This is a genomic window from Myxococcus guangdongensis (genome assembly GCF_024198255.1).
GTDB lineage: Bacteria > Myxococcota > Myxococcia > Myxococcales > Myxococcaceae > Myxococcus > Myxococcus guangdongensis.
Map to the genome: position 1 here is coordinate 47,153 of NZ_JAJVKW010000003.1, position 17,902 is coordinate 65,054.

The 17,902-nt window shown below is 71.5% G+C and carries 15 protein-coding genes; 4 read left to right on the forward strand and 11 right to left on the reverse strand.

Going from position 1 to position 17,902, the window contains the following annotated elements; genetic code table 11:
• Nucleotides 1-6 precede the first annotated feature (6 nt).
• The 4 genes from LXT21_RS09570 to LXT21_RS09585 are packed head-to-tail and all read right to left on the reverse strand — an operon-like array spanning nucleotide 7 to nucleotide 3,518.
• Nucleotides 7-567, reverse strand: coding sequence for a response regulator transcription factor (locus LXT21_RS09570; protein ID WP_254037813.1), 561 nt, complete (start codon nucleotides 565-567; stop codon nucleotides 7-9).
• The gene (locus tag LXT21_RS09575; protein ID WP_254037814.1) at nucleotides 564-1,871 is read right to left on the reverse strand and encodes an ATP-binding protein; all 1,308 of its coding nucleotides are present in this window, start codon (nucleotides 1,869-1,871) and stop codon (nucleotides 564-566) included. The genes LXT21_RS09570 and LXT21_RS09575 overlap by 4 nt, the downstream gene beginning before the upstream one ends.
• Nucleotides 1,868-2,611: a hypothetical protein gene (locus LXT21_RS09580; RefSeq protein WP_254037815.1), complete on the reverse strand. Its 744-nt coding sequence runs from the start codon at nucleotides 2,609-2,611 to the stop codon at nucleotides 1,868-1,870. The genes LXT21_RS09575 and LXT21_RS09580 overlap by 4 nt, the downstream gene beginning before the upstream one ends.
• 4 nt (nucleotides 2,612-2,615) lie before the next feature.
• A complete protein-coding gene (locus LXT21_RS09585; RefSeq protein WP_254037816.1) occupies nucleotides 2,616-3,518 on the reverse strand; it encodes a transporter in 903 nt (300 codons plus the stop codon).
• 199 nt (nucleotides 3,519-3,717) lie between these two features.
• Between LXT21_RS09585 and LXT21_RS09590 the strand changes: the two genes are divergently transcribed.
• Nucleotides 3,718-4,161 carry a DoxX family protein gene (locus tag LXT21_RS09590; RefSeq protein ID WP_254037817.1) on the forward strand — a complete coding sequence of 148 codons (444 nt, stop codon included), beginning with the start codon at nucleotides 3,718-3,720 and terminating at the stop codon, nucleotides 4,159-4,161.
• A 57-nt stretch (nucleotides 4,162-4,218) separates the two neighbouring features.
• Here LXT21_RS09590 and LXT21_RS09595 read toward each other — a convergent pair whose 3' ends face one another.
• Nucleotides 4,219-5,121, reverse strand: a complete 903-nt coding sequence (locus LXT21_RS09595; RefSeq protein WP_254037818.1) for a metallophosphoesterase — start codon at nucleotides 5,119-5,121, stop codon at nucleotides 4,219-4,221.
• Between the two features lie 356 nt (nucleotides 5,122-5,477).
• On the opposite strand from LXT21_RS09595, the gene LXT21_RS09600 reads away from it, so the two are divergent.
• The gene (locus tag LXT21_RS09600) at nucleotides 5,478-6,629 is read left to right on the forward strand and encodes a sensor histidine kinase (protein ID WP_254037819.1); all 1,152 of its coding nucleotides are present in this window, start codon (nucleotides 5,478-5,480) and stop codon (nucleotides 6,627-6,629) included.
• Between the two features lie 76 nt (nucleotides 6,630-6,705).
• Here LXT21_RS09600 and LXT21_RS09605 read toward each other — a convergent pair whose 3' ends face one another.
• The 3 genes from LXT21_RS09605 to LXT21_RS09615 all read right to left on the reverse strand — a co-directional run bounded on the left by LXT21_RS09605 (nucleotide 6,706) and on the right by LXT21_RS09615 (nucleotide 9,524).
• Nucleotides 6,706-8,259, reverse strand: coding sequence for a hypothetical protein (locus LXT21_RS09605; RefSeq protein WP_254037820.1), 1,554 nt, complete (start codon nucleotides 8,257-8,259; stop codon nucleotides 6,706-6,708).
• 191 nt (nucleotides 8,260-8,450) lie between these two features.
• A complete protein-coding gene (locus LXT21_RS09610) occupies nucleotides 8,451-9,008 on the reverse strand; it encodes a hypothetical protein (protein WP_254037821.1) in 558 nt (185 codons plus the stop codon).
• A gap of 138 nt (nucleotides 9,009-9,146) precedes the next feature.
• Nucleotides 9,147-9,524, reverse strand: coding sequence for a response regulator (locus tag LXT21_RS09615; RefSeq protein WP_046716766.1), 378 nt, complete (start codon nucleotides 9,522-9,524; stop codon nucleotides 9,147-9,149).
• Nucleotides 9,525-9,814: 290 nt separating this feature from the next.
• Here LXT21_RS09615 and LXT21_RS09620 point away from each other — a divergent pair, with 290 nt between their 5' ends.
• Entirely contained in the window at nucleotides 9,815-11,122 is a 1,308-nt protein-coding gene (locus LXT21_RS09620) for a serine protease (protein WP_254037822.1), read from the forward strand.
• A 148-nt stretch (nucleotides 11,123-11,270) separates the two neighbouring features.
• On the opposite strand, the gene LXT21_RS09625 is transcribed toward LXT21_RS09620, so the two are convergent.
• Nucleotides 11,271-11,720 (reverse strand): Fur family transcriptional regulator, encoded by a 450-nt coding sequence (locus LXT21_RS09625; protein WP_046716764.1) that lies wholly within the window; start codon nucleotides 11,718-11,720, stop codon nucleotides 11,271-11,273.
• Between the two features lie 743 nt (nucleotides 11,721-12,463).
• Here LXT21_RS09625 and LXT21_RS09630 point away from each other — a divergent pair.
• On the forward strand, nucleotides 12,464-14,446 hold the full coding sequence (locus LXT21_RS09630) for a hybrid sensor histidine kinase/response regulator (RefSeq protein ID WP_254038525.1): 1,983 nt from the start codon (nucleotides 12,464-12,466) through the stop codon (nucleotides 14,444-14,446).
• Nucleotide 14,447: 1 nt separating this feature from the next.
• On the opposite strand, the gene LXT21_RS09635 is transcribed toward LXT21_RS09630, so the two are convergent.
• A complete protein-coding gene (locus tag LXT21_RS09635; RefSeq protein WP_254037823.1) occupies nucleotides 14,448-15,914 on the reverse strand; it encodes a di-heme oxidoreductase family protein in 1,467 nt (488 codons plus the stop codon).
• The gene (locus LXT21_RS09640) at nucleotides 15,911-17,665 is read right to left on the reverse strand and encodes an RCC1 domain-containing protein (RefSeq protein ID WP_254037824.1); all 1,755 of its coding nucleotides are present in this window, start codon (nucleotides 17,663-17,665) and stop codon (nucleotides 15,911-15,913) included. Before LXT21_RS09640 ends, LXT21_RS09635 begins: the two co-directional genes overlap by 4 nt.
• Nucleotides 17,666-17,902 lie beyond the last annotated feature (237 nt).

Here is a 17,902-nt window from a genome sequence, read left to right on the forward strand (position 1 = left end):
CGTGGGTCACCGCGCCGGCGGGTACTTCTGGAGCTTGCGCTGGAGCGAGCGGCGGTGGATGCCGAGCTTGCGCGAGGCCTCGGAGATGTTGCCCGCGCAGTCGGCGAGCACACGGTGGATGTGCTCCCACTCGGCGCGCGCGAGCGAAGGGGCCTCGAAGGTCTCCGGTGCCGCGAGCGAGGGCTCACCGCTCGCGCGTGCGAAGGCCGCGAGGATGTCGTCCACGTCCGCGGGCTTGGGCAGGTAGTTCACCGCGCCCAGGCGGATGGCGTCCACCGTGGTGGCGATGCTCCCGTAACCCGTGAGCACGATGGCCTTGGTGGACGCGTCGACGGCCAGCAGGTCCTTCACCACCTCGAGCCCACTGCGTCCCGGCATGCGCAGGTCCACGACGGCGTACTCGGGTGACTCGCGCTTCGCCGCTACCAGCGCCTCGTCGTAGTCGCCCGCCGTCGTCACTTCCCAGCCACGCTCACGAAACGCCCGCGCGAGCCGCTCACGCAGCGTCGCGTCGTCATCGACGAGCAGGAGGCTCGGGTGGTGGCCATCACCGACAGGGGTGCTCATGACGCCACCTCCGTGACCGCGGGCGCGCCGAGCGGAAGCGCCAGGCTCGCCACCGTGCCCTGTCCAGGCGTGGAGCGCAGCTCCAGCGAACCGCCGAGCTGCTCCGCCAGCGTGCGCGCCAGGAACAACCCCAGGCCCATGCCCTCGCCCGGTGCCTTCGTGGTGAAGAACGGCTCACCCGCGCGCGCGAGCACGTCCGCGGGCATCCCCGCGCCGCCATCGCGCACCTCCAGCCTCGCGCCGCCCTTGCCCTCCACCACCCGCAGCTCCACCGCCTTCGACGGAGGCGACGCCTGCAGCGCGTTCTTCACCAACCCGCGAACCACCCGCGCCAGCGCGCGCGGCGGCCCCTGCACCCACCGTCCGCTCAGCTCCGTCGGCAGCTCCACCTTCACCCGCTCCACGCCCGACAGCTCCGCCAGCGAGTCCTCCACCAACCTGCCCAGTGGCATCGGATGGAAGGCCTCCCCCGTCGTCTGTCCCGCGTCCGCGGACATCTGCACCAGCACGTCGCGGCAGCGGTCCACCTGCTGCCGGATGAGCCTCAAGTCCTCACGCACCGCCTCGGACGTCCCCGCCGATGCCAGCGCGCGCTCCACTTCCTTCGACACCACCGCGATGGTCGACAACGGCGTCGACAGCTCATGCGCCGCGCCCGCCGCCAGCGTCGCCAACGACGCCACCTTCTCGCGACGCGCATGCTGCACACGCGCCTGCGCCAGCTCCTGCTCGCGCTCCTCCAGCGCCCGCGTCACCCGCTGCACGAAGTACGCGATGAAGCCCGCCGCCACCGCGAACGCCACCCACATGCCGTTCAGGTGCAGCCGCATCAGCGCCGCGTGGTCCGGCCGCGCCAGCCCCGGCACCAGCTCCACGTCCTGCAACACGAACAGCGAGCCGAACGCCGCGAGCGTGAAGCCCAACAGGCCCCACATCCACCGCGCCGGCAGCAGCACCGTGCCCAGCACCACGTTCACCAGGTACAGCATCGTGAAGGGGTTGTGCGTCCCTCCGCTGAGCGCCAGCAGGCCCGTGAGCACCAGCGTGTCCCACAGCATCAACTTGCCGATGGTCGCTTCACTCACCCTCGCCCGGCCGAGCCACGCGCGCACCGCCAGGTTCGTCGCGGCCTCCAACCCCAACAGCCCCGCCAGCACCGGCACCGGCAACGCCAGCTCCAACCCATACGCCGCCAGCGCGATGACCAGCGCCTGCCCGAGCAGGAGGCCCCAGCGCAGCCGCAACAGCCACTCCAGGTTGATGCGGGCGCGAGAGGCGGGCTCGTGGGCGACAGGAGGCGTCATGGCACGACAGGAGGCTGCAGCGAGGCGGACCGGGCCACGTTGCCCAGCATGTCCACGTTGCGCGGCGATTCGCCGGGGCCCACGCCATCCAGCCACGAATCCCACGCCAGTGTGAAGACCCGCTCCGCCCTGGGCGAGTCCTCCGACAGCTCCACCCCGTCCAGCACCACGTCCACCGACGAGCGCCCGCGCGTCTCGAACTCGAAGTCGCGCGCCTCGCCGTCGTCGAGCGTCCCCCGGACATGCAGGCTCAACCCCAGCATGTCCACCGGCTTGGAGCCCTGCAGCGCCGCGCCCAGGCCCTCCGCGTCCGAGTCCGCCGGCTCGAAGGTCAACCGCGCCCGGCAGTACCGCCCCGGCGGAGGATGCAGCACCCCGAGCGCCACCACCGTCCCGTCCGACTCACCCAGCGACACCACGTGCGGGATGCCCAGCCGCAGCGCGTTCGTCGTCGAGTGCGCCCACGCGGTGCCCACCGGCGACAGCGCCCGCAGCCACCGACGCAGGCCCGTCTCCTCGCACTTGAACAGCTCCACGCTGCCCAGCGTGACGAGCGCCCCGGAGAGCGTGGCGCGAGCCCCCTCATCCGTGACGAGCGTGCGAGCCCCCGCCGCCTCCGGGACACTCCGCGCGCGGCCCGTGGTGAGCCCCAGGCTCAACTGCATCCCCTCGATGCGCTCCCCGCCACCACAGCCGGTGAGACACAGCAGCAGCACGAACGGCTTCACGACAGAGGGCATGGCGTCAGAGGTCGTACGCGACGGACAGCATCGCGATGGGAGTGGGCGCCACGCGACCGCGGAGCCGGTTGAAGAAGGGGACCCGCACACCCGCGGCCACCACCAGGTCCATCCGAGGGCTGAAGAGGATGTCGGGAGACGCATATCCGATGACGCCCCCGCCGTTCTCCTCCTTCTCACCGTCGATGTCCGACGCGGCCTCGATGCGCCCGTCGAGCCCCAGCCGCAGGGCCCACCGCTCCGCCGGCTGGTACTGCGCCGCCATCGTCGTGCGCACCGACGCGCCCGCCCGGTAGCCCAGGATGCCGCGCGTGGGGAGGAAGCCCGTGGCGCTCACCAGGAACGACCAGCTCCCCCGGAAGTGCTGGTACGCCAGCCCCGCCAACGGGTCCACCGAGCCGCTGCCCAGCTGCGTGTCCAGGTCCATCAGCGTGCCGTCCTCCAGGCGCAGCTTCGGCGCGGTGGGCAGCTTCACGCCGACCAGCACGCTGAAGAGGTGGTCCGCGGAGAACGCGCGGTCCTGGTACAGGAACGCCTTCGCCGTCAGCTCCACGTCGCCCACGCCCCAGCCCCGCTCGCGCGCCAGGCTGACGGAGCGCACCTCGCGCGCCTGCAGGGGCAGCGTGGCCGACAGGAACAGCCACGGCAGGGGCGCGTACGCCACCGCCACGTCCATGCGGGCCTCGCGCAGCCGCAGCGCGTCCACGTTGTCCTGTCCCACCGTGTGCCCCCAGCCCCGCAGGGTGGAGGAGAAGCGCAGCCGCCCCGAGAACGGCTGCTCGGTGCCCATGGACATGAGCGTGGGGTCGCCACACGCACAGGTGGCACACGCCCAGGCGGACGACACGGGCGCCAGGGCCAGCACCGCGCCCAACAGGGAGGACAGGAGGGAGAGTGGGGCTTTCACGACGAAGAGGACCCTACGCCCCCCACCCGCCCCCCGGCGTGTGGCGTGTTGTCGCAGCTGTCCGGGACACGGGGCGGCGGCCCCGCGGGCTCACCGGAGGGCAGGCAGGAGGCCGGGCGCTGGCTGCCCCGCGGGAAGTCATGGGCAGGTTGAGAATGACTTCCACGCCCCGGCGTTGGTGGGACACAGGAGGCCATCCATGGGAGTGCTCGTGCCGCTTGCCCGGTTGCTGTTCTCAGCCATCTTCATCACCAGCGGCTTGAATCACTTCATCCAGCTCGACGCGCTGACGACCGTGGCCCAGGGCGCGGGCGTGCCCGAGCCCCGCTGGGCGGTGCTGGTGTCCGGCGCGGCGCTGGTGCTCGGGGGGCTGTCGGTGCTGCTCGGCGTGTTCGCGCGCCTGGGCGCCGCGGCCATCGCCATCTTCCTGGTGACCGCCGCCTTCATGGTCCACCGCTTCTGGCTCGTCGCGGACCCGATGCAGGCGCAGGACCAGCTCATCCACTTCATGAAGAACCTCTCCATGGCGGGGGGCGCGCTCTTCATCGTGTACTTCGGCTCGGGCCCCTTCAGCCTCCGGCGCGGAGGGCGGCAGGAGAGCGGCCTGGGCGGTGGTCGGCTGGGCTCGCCCTTGAGACACTGACCTCGCCCCCTGCGCGCGAAGGCGCTCGGGCCCTCGCGCGCTCGGGTGAAGGCTGCTTCAGCTGGCCACGGCCACGTGCGCCTGGGCGCGCAGGGTGAAGAACGCGACCTCCGGCTCGCTGCCCCGGCGCAGGTACGGCCCGCCGAAGCCGAAGCCCAGGCCCCGGTTCACGTACAGCTGGTTGCCGTTCACGTGGTAGTGGCCGCGGATGTACGGCTGACCCGCGCGGCGGAAGAGGGCCTCCGTCAGCCCCTGCACGATGAACTGGCCGCCGTGCGTGTGCCCGGAGAACTGCACCAGGCCCGCGTGCGCCGGCAGCTTGTCCACCGTGGGCGGCGTGTGGGCCAGCACCAGCCGCGTGCCGGACTCCGGCGCGCCCCGGAACGTGGCCTCCACGTCGTCGCGGCCCGTGCGCCCGTCGTCCACGCCCAGCACCGTCAGCGGCGCGCCCTTCACGTGCACCACCCGGTGCTCGTTCTGCAGGACGGTGTAGCCCAGCCGCTCGAAGCTCTCGCGCAGGTAGGGCGCGTTCACCCAGTGGTCGTGGTTGCCGAGCACCACGAAGACCTGGCCCTTGAGGCCGCCGAGCACGTCGCGCACGCGGGGCAGCGGCTTGGGGCTGTGGGTGACGTAGTCGCCGGTGAGGAAGACCAGGTCGGGGGCCTCGGCGTTGACGGCCTCCACCGCGCGGCGGATGCGCACGTCGCTGGTGGCCTGCCCCACATGCACGTCGGACAGCTGCGCCACGCGCAGGCCGTCATGGCGGTCCGTCAGGTGCGGCAGGTGGAGCAGGTTCTCCGTGAGGGAGAAGTGGTCCCTCCAGCGCAGGCGTCGCTCCGGGCGCAGCGGGTCCGCGCCGCTCCAGGCCACCACCTCGTTACGTCCTCCGGCGATGGGCTCCAGGGGGGACTCACTGGACGGGGAGGCGGGGCGACGGCGGGCCAGACGTCTCAAGCGCATGCGGTGCGGTTCCTTTCCGGGCCGGGGAGGGACGGCGATTCTACGAAGCCAGGGGAGGTGGGTTGAAGCAGGTGTCCCGCGCACGCCTGCCCTCCTGTCGGCCGGCTCACGGGGTGAGGGAAAAACCCCAAGGATTCGAGGAAGATTCCGGGCGAGCGTGGGAGCTTTCTTCCACCATTGGACACACGGCCAGGGGGCGAGCGGTGACGGCGTCCAGCGACGTTGGTACACAGCCGAGGACGATGAGCCCCCGGCTTGGAGTGGCCCCTGATCTCGGCCCGGACGTGACGATGCCAGCCGGTGAGAGACCGCGGAATGCATCGCTCGGTCCGGGCTCCGTCTGTCTCGCGGACCTGATGTCCACCATGCCCGTGGGCATGGCGGTGGTGGACCGGGAGCTGCGCTTCGTGGAGGTCAGCGAGACGCTCGCCGCGCTCAACGGCCGACCCCGCGAGGCCCACCTCGGGCGCCACATGGACGAGGTGATGAACCCCCACTCCTCGCTCGGCGACACCTCGCGCCGCGTGCGCCGCGTGCTGGAGACGGGCGAGCCGCTGGACGGCGTGGAAATCATCCACCGCGAGCCGGGCGGCGGCGTGGAGCGCACGCGCGTCTTCCGCGCCAGCTACCACCCGGTGCGCCGCGACGGCGTCGTCGTCGCCGCGTGCCTCTACGTGGAGGACCTCACCGAGCGCCGCCGCGTGGAGGCCCAGCGCGACGCGGGCGCGGCCCGGGAGCGCGCCGTGCGCGAGCAGGCCCTGCGCGAGACACAGGAGGCGGTGCGCGCCCGCGACGAGTTCCTCAGCGTGGCCGCGCACGAGCTCCGGACGCCCCTCACCAGCATGCGGCTGCACCTGCAGCTGCTCTTGCGTCAGGTGTCCGGCGCGCAGCCCGAACTGGGCCAGGAGCTGGCGCCCCGGGGCCAGGTGCTGGAGCGACAGCTGTCGCGGCTGGGCAGCCTGGTGAACACGCTGCTGGACGTGTCGCGCCTGGCGGCGGGCAAGCTGAGCCTGGAGCCGCGAGAGCTGGACCTGGTCCAGGTGGTGCGGCAGATGGTGGACGCCTTCTCGGAGGAGTTCTCCCGCGCCGGCTGCGAGCTGTCCGTGCACGTCTCCGGCACCCTGCCGGGGCAGTGGGACCCGCTGCGCGTGGAGCAGGTGCTGGTGAATCTGTTGTCCAACGCGGCCAAGTACGGCGCGGGCCGGCCGGTGGAGGTGTCGCTGGTGGGCGAGGGCACCATGGCGGTGCTGGCCGTGAAGGACCACGGCATCGGCATCTCCGAGGACGGCATGGCGCGGCTGTTCGGCAAGTTCGAGCGCGCCGTCTCCGAGCGCCACTACGGCGGCCTGGGCCTGGGGCTCTACATCACCCGTCAAATCGTGGAGGCCATGGGCGGCAGCATCACCGTGCGCTCCGCGCAGGGCCAGGGCTCCACCTTCATCCTGCGGCTGCCCACCCAGCCCCGCGCGGCGACCGCGCAGAGCGCCTCGGTGAATCGGGTCCGCTGACCCCACGACGCCAGCGGGCGCCCCCGGAGTGTCCCGGAAGGCGCCCGCCGTTCTTCAGCGTGTCACGCGCGGCCTGTCAGTGGCCGCGCAGCACGTACAGCTTGCCGTCGACCAGGACGTACAGCGCGCTGGGCGTCACGCGCGGGTCGTAGACGAGCTGCTGCACCTTGGAGCCGCCCACGCCCTGGACCTTCTCCAGCTGCTTCTGGGGCGTCAGGCGCCACAGGCCGCGTCCATCCGTGCCCACGAAGAGCGAGCCGTCGTCGGTGGCCGCGAGCGCCGTGTAGCGGTCCGTGCCCGCGCCGTCGATGCGCACGTAGTCGGTGTCCGCGTCCTTGTTCGGGTCGTGCCGCGTGGGCTCGGCCTTGAACTGCCACAGGCCGCTGTTGAGGCCCGCCACGTAGTACAGGCCGTCCTTCGTCTGCTGGATGCCGCGCCAGTGGTTCTCCGGCGCGGGCTGCGAGCGCTCCACGTCGTTGCCCGGGTTGACCGGGTCCACGAACGTGTTGAGCCGGTAGAGCGACAGCTCCGTGCCCTCGGGGATGCCCGACTCCTGCTGCTCGCGATCCCAATACTTCAGCTCGCGGTTGGGCGGCAGGATTCCAATCTTCCAGTTGTTGGCGATGAGCAGGTGGCCCGCCTGCGAGTAGCCCAGGCCGTAGGTGTAGCCGGCGCGCTGCGAGCGGGTGGGCGGCTGGCTCGGGTCCGCCTTCGGGACGAGCAGCCACCAGGCCGGGTGGCGGTGGCTGCTGTACTCGAGGTCGCGGATGCGCGTCACGCCGTGGTTCGTGCCGATGTAGACCTCACCCTCGTACGGGCCCTTCATCACCCGCATGCACGAGTAGACGGAGCGGTCCTCGTCGTAGTGGAAGTCGTTGCTGTTGCGGATGCCGATGGCCTCGTTGCGGCTGGGGCGGCTGGTGCCCACCGAGCGGTACAGGTGCTCACGCAGCACGATGTCCGTGCCGTCGCCGTTGAGCTGCACCAGGTCCATGTCCCCCTTCTGGAACTCGAAGTAGTGCGCCTCGGAGAAGTCCGGCTCGCCGCGCCCGGCGATGCGCTGGCCTCCCGGCACCGAGTCGCTCGTCATGTAGCCCACGTAGGCCTCGCCCGCCTTGCCACCGCAGATGACGGTGGAGCCGGTGGCCAGCTGGTGCTGCGCCGAGCCGAAGCCCAGGCCCGCCTGACCGATGGGTTGGCTCGTCCACACCAGCCGCTGCGTGTCCGCGCGCAAGACGCCGATGCGGTCCCCATCCAGCACCCAGATGTTGTGCGCGCCGTCCACGCCCACCGAGGCGACCTTGGGGATGCCGTACTTCGACGAGTAGTCCGTCAGGCCGTCCGTGGGCCACGGGCCCTCGGGCGTGGTGGGCACGACGACGCCTCCATCCGGCACCGGGTCCGTGCCGCCATCGCCACCCGCGTCGGGCACGGGGTCCGTGCCGCCATCCCCCGCGTCGGGCACGGGGTCGGTGCCGCCATCCCCCGCATCCGGAGCCCCCGCGTCATCCGGAGGAGCCTGGACGTCGCCGTCCCTTGGCCCCTTGCCGGTGCCGTCCGAGCTGTCGCAGGCCACCGCCGTCATCATCACCGCCACACCGACACACGCGCCCAACAGTCGTCGAATCACCGCTTCCTCCCGTCCCCGGTGTGGAGCAAGCGGCGTACCGGCCGTTGCGCACATCCACCGTCATGGAAAGAGGGAAGCGGGCTTCCCACCGTGGGCACTCGGGCGGCGTGACGTGGCGCCGGAAATGACCAGGCCCGCCCCCCGAAGGGAGCGGGCCCGTGGATGCTGTCACCCGCGCGACGGTGCTCGAATCAGTGCACGGCGTCGTCGACGTCCTGCTTCACGTCGTCGCCGGCCTGCTCCACCTTGTCGCCGGCCTTCTTGGCGTCCTTCTTCACCGTGTCCACGGCGCCGGAGCCGCCCGTGCCCTTCTTGGGGCTGGTGGCGCGCAGCTCCACGGCGACGGCGTCGTCACCGTCCAGCTGGAAGCGCGCGCGCACCTCGGAGCCCTCCGGAATCTCGTCGGCCCGCACCTTCTTGCCGTCCAGCATCACCACCGTCTGGGCCTTCACGTCCAGCTTGGCGTCGGGCAAATCCTTGCGCGTCAAATCCACGCTGTCGTTGTGCGCCTTCTTCACCGTGCCCTTGAGACTGAGCGCGTGCTCCTTCTTGAAGAGGTTCTCCTGCGCTTGTGCGTTGGAGGCCTCGCGGGTGGCGCCGTTGAGGCCGCGGCCCACGTCGGTGGCGTTCACGCCCGTGTCCACGCGCGTGCCCGAGCTTGGAATCTGCGTCTGCGACGGCGCCGGCGCGCTCTGGGCGAAGGCGGCGGTTCCCAGACACACGGCGAACGTGGCGATGAGCTTCTTCATATGAGCGTCCCTCTCCCTTGGGTCCGTTGGATGACTTCTGGGAGCAAGGGTGGGGAGGCTGCCTCCCTTCGCCAACCTGCCCCGCGCGGCCGGATGGGCGGCCCGTCCGGAGAGCAGCCGGGCGGGGGCGGGACGTGCTCAGTCGCCCTGGCTCAGCCGCTTCACCGTGGACAGCAGCTCGTGCAGGTCCAGGGGCTTTCGCAGGCAGCCGGCCACGTCCAGCTCGCGGGCGGCGGACTCCAGGTGCAGGTCCGCGCTGGCCACGACGACGGGGATGTCCGCCAGCGCCGTGTCATGGCGCAGGGCCTCGCGGAAGGCGAAGCCGTCCATGCGGGGCATCATCAGGTCCAACAGGATGAGGTGCGGCGGCGTGTCCTGTTGCCGCAGTTGCGCGAGCGCCTCCAGTCCGTCCGCGGCCAGCAGCACCGCGTAGCCCTCCAGCTCGAAGGCGTCCTGCAGCGCGTCCCGGATGTCCAGGTCGTCGTCCACGACGAGCAGTGTCTGAAGCGCTTGCACCGGTCTCCCCACCCTGGTCGGGGCCGACTCGCTCCCACACCACCTCAACCATGGGGCCGCCCGTGTCGGGACGGAAGCACCCGGCGGCCGGGTGGGGTGAATCACGGTTCACCAGCCGACGCCCGCCCCCTCGCCGGCCCTCGCTGAGTGCCGGATTTGCAATGGAGTTGCTTTAATCGAGTTACACGGAAGCTGTTTTTATATCGGTTTGCTCGTATTCCCGGATGCCGTGAAGATGGCGGTGGCGGCCCGTCTCCCAGGCGGGCGCTCATTTCCAGGGAGCAGTCCTCATGCGAACCATGTCTCGAGTTGCGGGCAGGAAGCTGTTGGGAACGATGCTGTGCGCGCTGACGATTTCGGCCTGTGGGCCGGCGCCGGAGCAGCAGGCCGAGCCGCAGCCGGAGCAGCCCCAGACGGACACCACGCAGCAGCCGGTGGTGTACGGCACGGATGACCGCCAGGACGTGTACGCGCACCCGGACGCGACGCTGCGCCAGCGCGCCGAGCAGTCCACCGTGGCGCTGATGACGACGTCCGACTACACGGTGGGGAGCAACGGCAACGTGACGTTCAACGCGTCCACGCTGCAGTCCGCGTACAACCTGTGCTCCACCCAGCGCTTCCTCACCGACCTGACGCCGGCGTTCTGCTCCGGCACGCTCATCGATGACGACCTGGTGCTGACGGCCGGCCACTGCATCACCAGCGCCTCGGCCTGCACCAGCACGCGCGTGGTGTTCAACTTCTACAAGACGGCGGCGAATACGCTCAAGCAGGTGACGAGCGCGGACATCTTCTCCTGCCAGTCCATCGTGGTGCGCCAGCAGACCTCCGGCACGCCCAACCTGGACTACGCCATCATCAAGCTGGACCGCGCCGCCACGCCGCGCTTCGTGCCCGCGCCCATCCGCGCTGGCAGCGCCGCGCTGCCGGTGGGCACGGGCGTGACGGTCATCGGCTCGGGCAGCGGCATCCCGTTCAAGATCGACGCGGGCGGCAAGGTGCGCGACGCGCGCGCGGGCTCGCTGGACTACTTCGTGGCGACCACGGACACCTTCGGTGGCAACTCCGGCTCCGGCGTGTACGAGAACACCGGCTACACGGTGGCGGGCATCCTGGTGCGCGGCGAGACGGACTACGTGACGAGCGGCAGCTGCCGCATCGTCAACGCGTGCGCGGAGACGGGCTGCCGCGGCGAGGACATCACCTACGTGCGCCCCGCGGTGAACGCGTACTGCGCGGTGGCCGGCAGCCTGCGGCTGTGCGGCACCACCCAGCCCCCGCCGTCCACCACGTTCACCTTCACCGCCACCAACACCAACAACGCGCAGCAGAACACCACCAACCGCACGGTGACGCTGGCGGCGGGCCAGACGATTCGCGTGGGCACCTGCTCGGTGACGGGCGCCTCCGGCACGGGTGACACCTACCTGCGGCTGGCCAACGCGGCCGGCACGTCGGTGGCGAGCAACGACGACTCCTGCGGCACGCTGTCGTTCTTCTCGTACACGGCCACCGCGGCGGGCACGTTCACCATCCGCGCGGGCTGCTACTCGAGCAACAGCTGCAGCGGCACGGTGGCGTACACCATCCAGTAGCCGCTCATGTCCTGGGCACGGGGCCAGCAAGCGCCCGTGCCCCGCGTCACACGCTCGGGCCGTCCCTCTTCGCGAAAGTCGGGAGGGCCCGGGCGTTCGTTTTTCACCCCGGCCCGCGCGGACGGCGGCGCGGGGGTGAGGGCTTCGCTCAGGCGCAGCGGTCGCAGAGGCCGCGCAGCTGCACGTCCACGCTCTTCTGGGCCACCGCGCGAGGCACGCCCTTGGACGCGGCGATGCGGATGGACTCCTCCGGCAGACACGCGACGGTGCCGCAGTCGGTGCAGGTGAAGTGCGGGTGGTTGCCGCTGTGCTCGTCGCCCGAGCGTCGCAGCTCGAAGCGCCACACGTGGTCTCCCAGGTCCGCGCGCACCACCAGCCCGGCCTCCGTGAGGTCCGTGAGGTTGCGGTAGATGGTCACCCGGTCATAGCCCTCGTCACCCAGCGCATCCACCAGGTCGGCGTGGCTCATTGGCGCGGTGGCCGACTCCAGCTCCCGGAGCACCGCCACGCGGGGCGCGGTGCTGCGCAGACCCGACGCGCGGATCCTCTCCTGGAAATCAGCGAGCTTCGGCTGCACGGCGATTCGTTTTGCTCCCATGATGTCTTTTCGCATAACCCATCTGCGGGACACTTTCACCTCGCCCGGAGTACGACGTCCGGTCGTGTGGACTGGAGTGGCTTGCCCGCCGGGTCCCCCCAGACTCCTGGATACGAGAGTGAGCACCAGGAGTCCAGGATACTGGTGCAATCCTTGTGCGTAATGATTCACCGCGCTTCCCGACTTCCGGTCAGTCACGGCTGGACGTCGGTGGACCCCGGACGTGCCCAAGCGGCCACGCCAACGTCGTGAGCCCGCGCGTGGATGTCCGGCGCACGACAGTTGCCACCGGGTGTCCTGGGGACTCCAAGGGCGCGGGGCGGTGTCCGGGAGTCCAGTGATTCCAGGGTGCAGTTGCAACTCATGAGTCACCGGTGACGCGGCGCCCCGAGCGTGGCGATGTCCGGGTGGGTGCTGCCGCTCCCGGGCGCGTCGCGATGGCCCCGGCCGAGTGGAGCGGGGGCTGGCGGAGCGGGCGGTGCCGCGGGGGCGGGGGGGCCGGAGGGGTTTCATTTCGTATCTGGATTGTAAAAGCATCATGGGTGTTGTTGTCGCGAGATTCCGCTGGGAAGAGGAGAGGAGGGCCCCCTGGGGTCGCCTGGAGGGCGGCGGCGGGTGTTGGACCGGCGAACAGTCCATCCCGCGCTCCTTGACTGGGAGCGACGAGTGCCCACACTTGCGCCTTTGTCGTTCGTCGGGGCCTCGCGAAGGCCCTGCTGCTCGTGTCTCCGGGTCCCCTCGCCGTGACGAAGCCCAGCCTGCTGCTCATCGAAGAATCCAGTGTGGCCCGGGAGCTCCAGGTGCTCGCGCTGGAGAGCCAGGGATGGCAGGTCGTGGCCCTGGCGGACGTGGCGGCGGCCGCCTCGGTCCTGGTGACGCAGCCGGTGTTGCTCGTGGTGGCGGCGGCGGGGGTGCTGGCGGCGGGCAGGGAGGCGCTGGAGGCGTTCCGGCGAGCGCTGGAGGCGGCGTCGGTGGGGTTGTACGTGCAGGCCTTCCCCGCCGAGGAGGAGGTGGTGCGCCGGCTGGCGCTGCCGCTCACCGGCTTCTTCTGGCGGCCCCTGTCGCTGGGCGGGCTGGTGGAGAAGGTCCGGCGCGTGGTGCCGGAGGAGGGCCCCCCGGAGGCGCGGCCGCTGGTGCTGGTGGCGGATGACGACCCGGTGTCGCGCAAGCTCTTGCAGTTGATGATGGTGCCCTTCCGCTTCCGGGTGGTGTCCGCGGACGATGGGGCGCAGGCGCTGGAGGTCGCGAGGCGGCGGCGGCCCGACGTGGTGCTGGCGGACGCGCTGATGCCGCGCATGGACGGCTACAAGCTGTGCATGGCGCTGCGGCAGGAGTCCCGCTTCGCGCGCGTGCCGGTCATCCTCACGCACGCGCTGACGCCGGATGAGCTGGATTTGCGCATGGCCCACAACGTGGGGGCCAATGGCTTCGTGCGCCGGGCGCAGGATGGGGACGAGCTGGTGGGCGTGCTGCTGCGCGCGCTGAAGGCCGGGCCGCCCACGCCGCTGGGCGCCGCGCCGCCAGTGGGGTCTCCGACGGAGCTGAACACCGAGGACCACCTGTATCGGATGGTGCGTCAGCTCGAGCGGCGCGTGGGGTTGCTCGAGCAGGCGGAGCGGGGCACGCGCGAGAGCGAGGAGCGCTTCCGGCTGGTGGTGGAGGGCTCCTATGACGGCATCTGGGACTGGGACTTGCGGCGGGGCACGCTGTACTGGAGCCCGCGCCTGTTGGAGATGTTGGGGCTGACGCCCGCGACGTTCGCCGGCACGCACGAGGCCTTCGTGGAGCTCTTGCACCCGGAGGACCGCGCCGGGGTGCTCGCGGCCATGACGGAGCACCTGGAGCGCGGGGCGCCGTACGACGTGGCCTTCCGGCTGCGGCACGCGACGGGCGGCTATCGCTCGTGCGTGGGGCGGGGGCGCGCGCTGCGCGACGAGCAGGGCCGGCCGGTGCGCATGGCGGGCATCATCGGCGACGTGACCGAGCAGCTGCGGCTCTACCGCGAGGCGAACGAGGCGGTGCGCGTGCGCGACGACTTCCTCAGCGTGGCGGCGCACGAGCTGCGCACGCCCCTGGCCGCGCTGCGGCTTCGCGTGCAGGGCGCTCAGGGGGCGCTGCGCATGCTGGGGGCGGCCCAGGCGGCGCCCCGGCTGGAGCGCGCGCTGGAGGCCGCGGACCGTCAGGTGCAGCGGATGTCGGACCTGGTGGAGTCGCTCCTGGACGTGTCCCAGGCGCAGGGGGGACCGCCCCGGCTGCAACTGGAGGTCGTGGACCTGTCCAACGTCGTGCGCGACGCGGTGACGCGCTCGGAGCCGGCCGCGGCGCGCGCCGGGTGTGAGCTGGTGCTCGGGCCCATGCCGCCCATGCCGGGCCGGTGGGACAGCGCCCGGCTGGGGCAGGTGGTGCGCCACCTGTTGTCCAACGCGATGAAGTTCGGCCCCGGCCGGCCCGTGGAGGTGGCGCTGGAGCAGGAGGATGCCATGGCCACGTTGGTGGTGAAGGACCACGGCATCGGCATCGCCCCGGAGCGGGTGGACGGGCTGTTCCGCCGCTTCGAGCGCGCGGTGCCGGTGCGGCACTACGGCGGCCTGGGGCTGGGCCTGTACCGCCTGCGCCGCATCGTCGAGGCGCACGGCGGCCAGGTGTCCGTGGACAGCACGCCGGGCGAGGGCTCCACGTTCCGCGTCCGGCTGCCCCTGGGCGGCCCCCCCGTCGCCCGCGCCTGACTCAGAGCGAGTCGAGGAAGGCCACCAGCGCCTCGCGCTCCACGCGCGACAGCGCCTTCACCTTCTCGCGCGAGGACTCGGCCTCGCCTCCGTGCCAGAGCACGGCCTCCAGCGGCGTGCGCGCGCGCCCGTCATGCAACAGGCGCGAGTGTCCGCTCACCGTTTGCGTCAGGCCCAGGCCCCACAAGGGCGAGGTGCGCCACTCGCGGCCGCTGGCGAGGAAGTCCGGACGTCCGTCCGCGAGCTCGTCGCCCATGTCGTGCAGCAAGAGGTCCGAGTACGGCCAGATGAGCTGATTCGACAGCTCCGGGTAGCCCTCCAGCGCGCCGGTGGTGACCGACGGCTTGTGGCACCGGGCGCAGCCCACGCGGTGGAACACGGCCTTGCCCTGGAGCACCTGGGCGTCGTCGACGCCTTCGCGCGTGGGGAGCGCCACCGTGTGCGAGTAGAAGTCGAGCGCCATCAGCTGCCGGTCCGTCACCTCGGGCTCGCCGCCCTGGGGCGCCGCGAGGCACACGGCCTGCGCCTGTGTGCACGTGTCCTTCGGGAACAGCGTGGTGGTGAGGCCCAGATCTCCGAGCAGCGCGGACGCGTTCTGGTGCTCGATGTCCGGCTGGTTGGCCTTCCAGCCGAAGCGGCCCAGCGCCACCCGGTTCGTGCGCCCGTTCCACACGCGGTTGACCCGGCCGGACACGCCGTCACCGTCCGCGTCGTCCGGGTCCGCCCACGCCAGCAACGTCTCGTTGGGGATGGCCGCCAGCAGGCCCAGGCCCACCATGTTCTGGGCCACGCGCGCGGACGTCATCGTGTCCGCGGACAGGGGCCCGTAGGCCAGGTCGGTCAGCACCAGCGTGGGGGACTGGAGCGTGTAGGGCTCGCCGTCCGCGAAGGTGCCGGAGACTTCGGTCCACTCCATCCGCGCCTGGCCTTCCGCGGGCACGCCGGGGATGCCCCGGGGCTGGAGCTGGTCTCCATAGGTGGGCTCGGGCACGGGCTCGCCGTGGGGGCCGGTGCCCGGAAGGGACAGGCGCACGAGCAGCGTGTCCGCCACCTCGTCGGCCTCGGGGGGGCGGCCGCGGCCGTTGCCCACGTGGCAGGCGAGGCACGAGACGGAGTGGAACAGAGGTCCCAGGCCGTCCCGGTCCTGCTGCGAGTTGCTGGGCGCGCGCACCCAGTCCGCCTCGAAGACGGACTCGCCCACGAAGAACTCGGCGCGCCGGGCCAGGCTGAGATTGGCCGCCGGCTGGGTGAAGGCGCTCGCGCCCGTCACCGTCACGCTGGTGGCTCCACCGGGGTGGTCCTCCCCCTCTTCCACCACGTCGAAGCGGGGCGGAGGGGGCGGCTCGGGAGGAGGCGGCTCCGGGGGCGGCTCACCCGGAGGCGTGAGGGGCGGGGCCCCGGAGTCGCCGCACGCGGCGGCGGCCCCGAGGAGCGCCAGCAACAGACCCAGACCGACGGCGTGTTTCACGGCAGGGGGACCGGGATGGGGTCGGTGTAGGACCAGCGGTCGATGACGCCGTCCGGGCCGAGCGAGCCGTTGAGGTTCCAGCCCCAGGCGAACACGGAGCCGTCCTCGCGCACGGCGATGACGTGGGTGGCGCCCATGCCCATGGCCGTCAGCGGCGTCAGCTTCTCGGAGGAGGCGCGCGCCTCCAGCTCGTTCGTCTCCTTGATGCCCACGCCCAGCTGGCCGTTGAAGTTCTGGCCCCAGCCCATGAGCGAGCCGTTCGCGCGGCGCGCGAAGCTGTAGTTGCCGTTGGCGAAGACGGCCGTCGCGTCGGTGACGCCCTTCACCTTCACCGGGGTGGCGCTCTCGCCGCCCGCGCTGAGCGCGCCCGTGCCCAGCTGGCCGCTGACGTCCAGGCCCCACGAGGACACGGTGCCGTCCTTGTGCACCGCGAGGATGTGGTCGCGGCCGTTGGCGATGTCCACCACGTCCGCGATTCCCGGCACCTGGTTGGGCAGCGGGTGGCTGACGGTGTCGACCACGCCCGTGCCCAGGTTGCCGTAGTCGTTGCGGCCCCACACCCAGACGGTGCCGTCGGCCTTGAGCGCCACCGAGTGCATGGAGCCGCCCAGCACCTTCACCACGTTCGTCAGGCCCTGCACCGGCATGGGGTAGCCACGCGCCACGGTGGTGCCGTCGCCCAGCTGGCCGTTGGCGTTGTTGCCGAAGCTCTGCACGGTGCCGTCCTCCATCAGGATGAGCACATGGCGGAAGCCGTTCGCCACGGACACCGCGCCCGTCAGGTTGGGAATCTTCGTCGCCACGTAGCGCGGGGTGATGTCGGGGATGCCCGGCGTCTCCCCCGAGGGCGGGGTGGACAGGCCCAGCTGGCTGTCGTTGTTCTCGCCCCAGGACCACACGCTGCCGTCGGCCGTCAGCGCCATGGCGAAGTTCTGGTTGAAGGCGATGGCCGTCGCGTTCTCCAGGCCCGGCACCGGCCGGGGCTGGGTCTGGTCCGTGCGCACGTCGTCACCCAGGCCCAGCTGGCCCCGGTTGTTGCGGCCCCACGTGTAGACCCGTCCGTCCTTGAGCGTGCCGCTGTGCAGGCCGCCGGCCGAGGCAATCTGGCCGAAGTGGAACGACACCGTCTGCTCCGCCTCGTTGCCCGCCGCGTCCCGGGCGTGCAGCACCACGGTGTTGCGGCCGGCGCGCGGCGTCACCTCGAAGGACACGGGCTCGCCCGCGGTGGCCGGCAGCGTGAGCGTCTGCGCCGCGCCGTCGTTGAGCGTGTACGTCAGCCCCGTCACCGCCACGTTGTCCGTGGCCACGAACTCCACGTGCATCCGGCGCACCGTGGTGGCCACGCCCTCGCGGGGCGAGCGCACCTCGACCACCGGCGCCTCGTCGAAGCGCAGCGCCAGCGTGCGCTCCGTGCGCGCGCCCGTCTGGTCCACCGCGGCCAGCAGGATTTCGTTGTCACCCTCCACCAGGGTGACTTCCAGCGTGAAGCTCGCGCTGGTGGGCGTGCTCGTCTGGAACTCCACCGCGCGGGGCTCGCCGCCGTTGAGCCGCGCCGTGAGCTCCGCGAGCTTGCCCGGCGCGCTCACCGAGCCCTGCAGCTTCACCACCGCGCTCTCGGCGCTGGCGCCGGAGACGTGGGAGTGCAGCTGGACGTACGGCGCCACGGGGATGCCGGCCGTGGTCTCCACATCCGACCCACACGCCGCCAGCCACACGGCCGCCAGCGCGGGGATACAGGCTCGGAACTTCATCGGGACTCCTGGTTTGTTGGGTTTTGTTGAGATTGATTTGCAGAGTCAGAAAGTGCTGGGGCTCTTACCCCCCGAGCCTCGGGGCACGCAAGCGGCCGGCGGCTCAATTTGACGTTTGCTCCCGGGGATTTCCCGAGGGAGAAGCACCTGCCGGAAAGCCGGTGAAGTGCTTCAGCTTCCACGGGGTGGGGCTGAAGTCGGGGTACACGGGGCTGGGATCAGGAGAAGTTGGTGCCG

Coding starts and splice junctions, on each gene's coding strand:
- LXT21_RS09570 (WP_254037813.1), bottom strand. CDS start 567: ATGAGCACCCCTGTCGGTGATGGCCACCACCCGAGCCTCCTGCTCGTC.
- LXT21_RS09575 (WP_254037814.1), bottom strand. CDS start 1,871: ATGACGCCTCCTGTCGCCCACGAGCCCGCCTCTCGCGCCCGCATCAAC.
- LXT21_RS09580 (WP_254037815.1), bottom strand. CDS start 2,611: ATGCCCTCTGTCGTGAAGCCGTTCGTGCTGCTGCTGTGTCTCACCGGC.
- LXT21_RS09590 (WP_254037817.1), top strand. CDS start 3,718: ATGGGAGTGCTCGTGCCGCTTGCCCGGTTGCTGTTCTCAGCCATCTTC.
- LXT21_RS09595 (WP_254037818.1), bottom strand. CDS start 5,121: ATGCGCTTGAGACGTCTGGCCCGCCGTCGCCCCGCCTCCCCGTCCAGT.
- LXT21_RS09600 (WP_254037819.1), top strand. CDS start 5,478: ATGTCCACCATGCCCGTGGGCATGGCGGTGGTGGACCGGGAGCTGCGC.
- LXT21_RS09610 (WP_254037821.1), bottom strand. CDS start 9,008: ATGAAGAAGCTCATCGCCACGTTCGCCGTGTGTCTGGGAACCGCCGCC.
- LXT21_RS09620 (WP_254037822.1), top strand. CDS start 9,815: ATGCGAACCATGTCTCGAGTTGCGGGCAGGAAGCTGTTGGGAACGATG.
- LXT21_RS09625 (WP_046716764.1), bottom strand. CDS start 11,720: ATGGGAGCAAAACGAATCGCCGTGCAGCCGAAGCTCGCTGATTTCCAG.
- LXT21_RS09640 (WP_254037824.1), bottom strand. CDS start 17,665: ATGAAGTTCCGAGCCTGTATCCCCGCGCTGGCGGCCGTGTGGCTGGCG.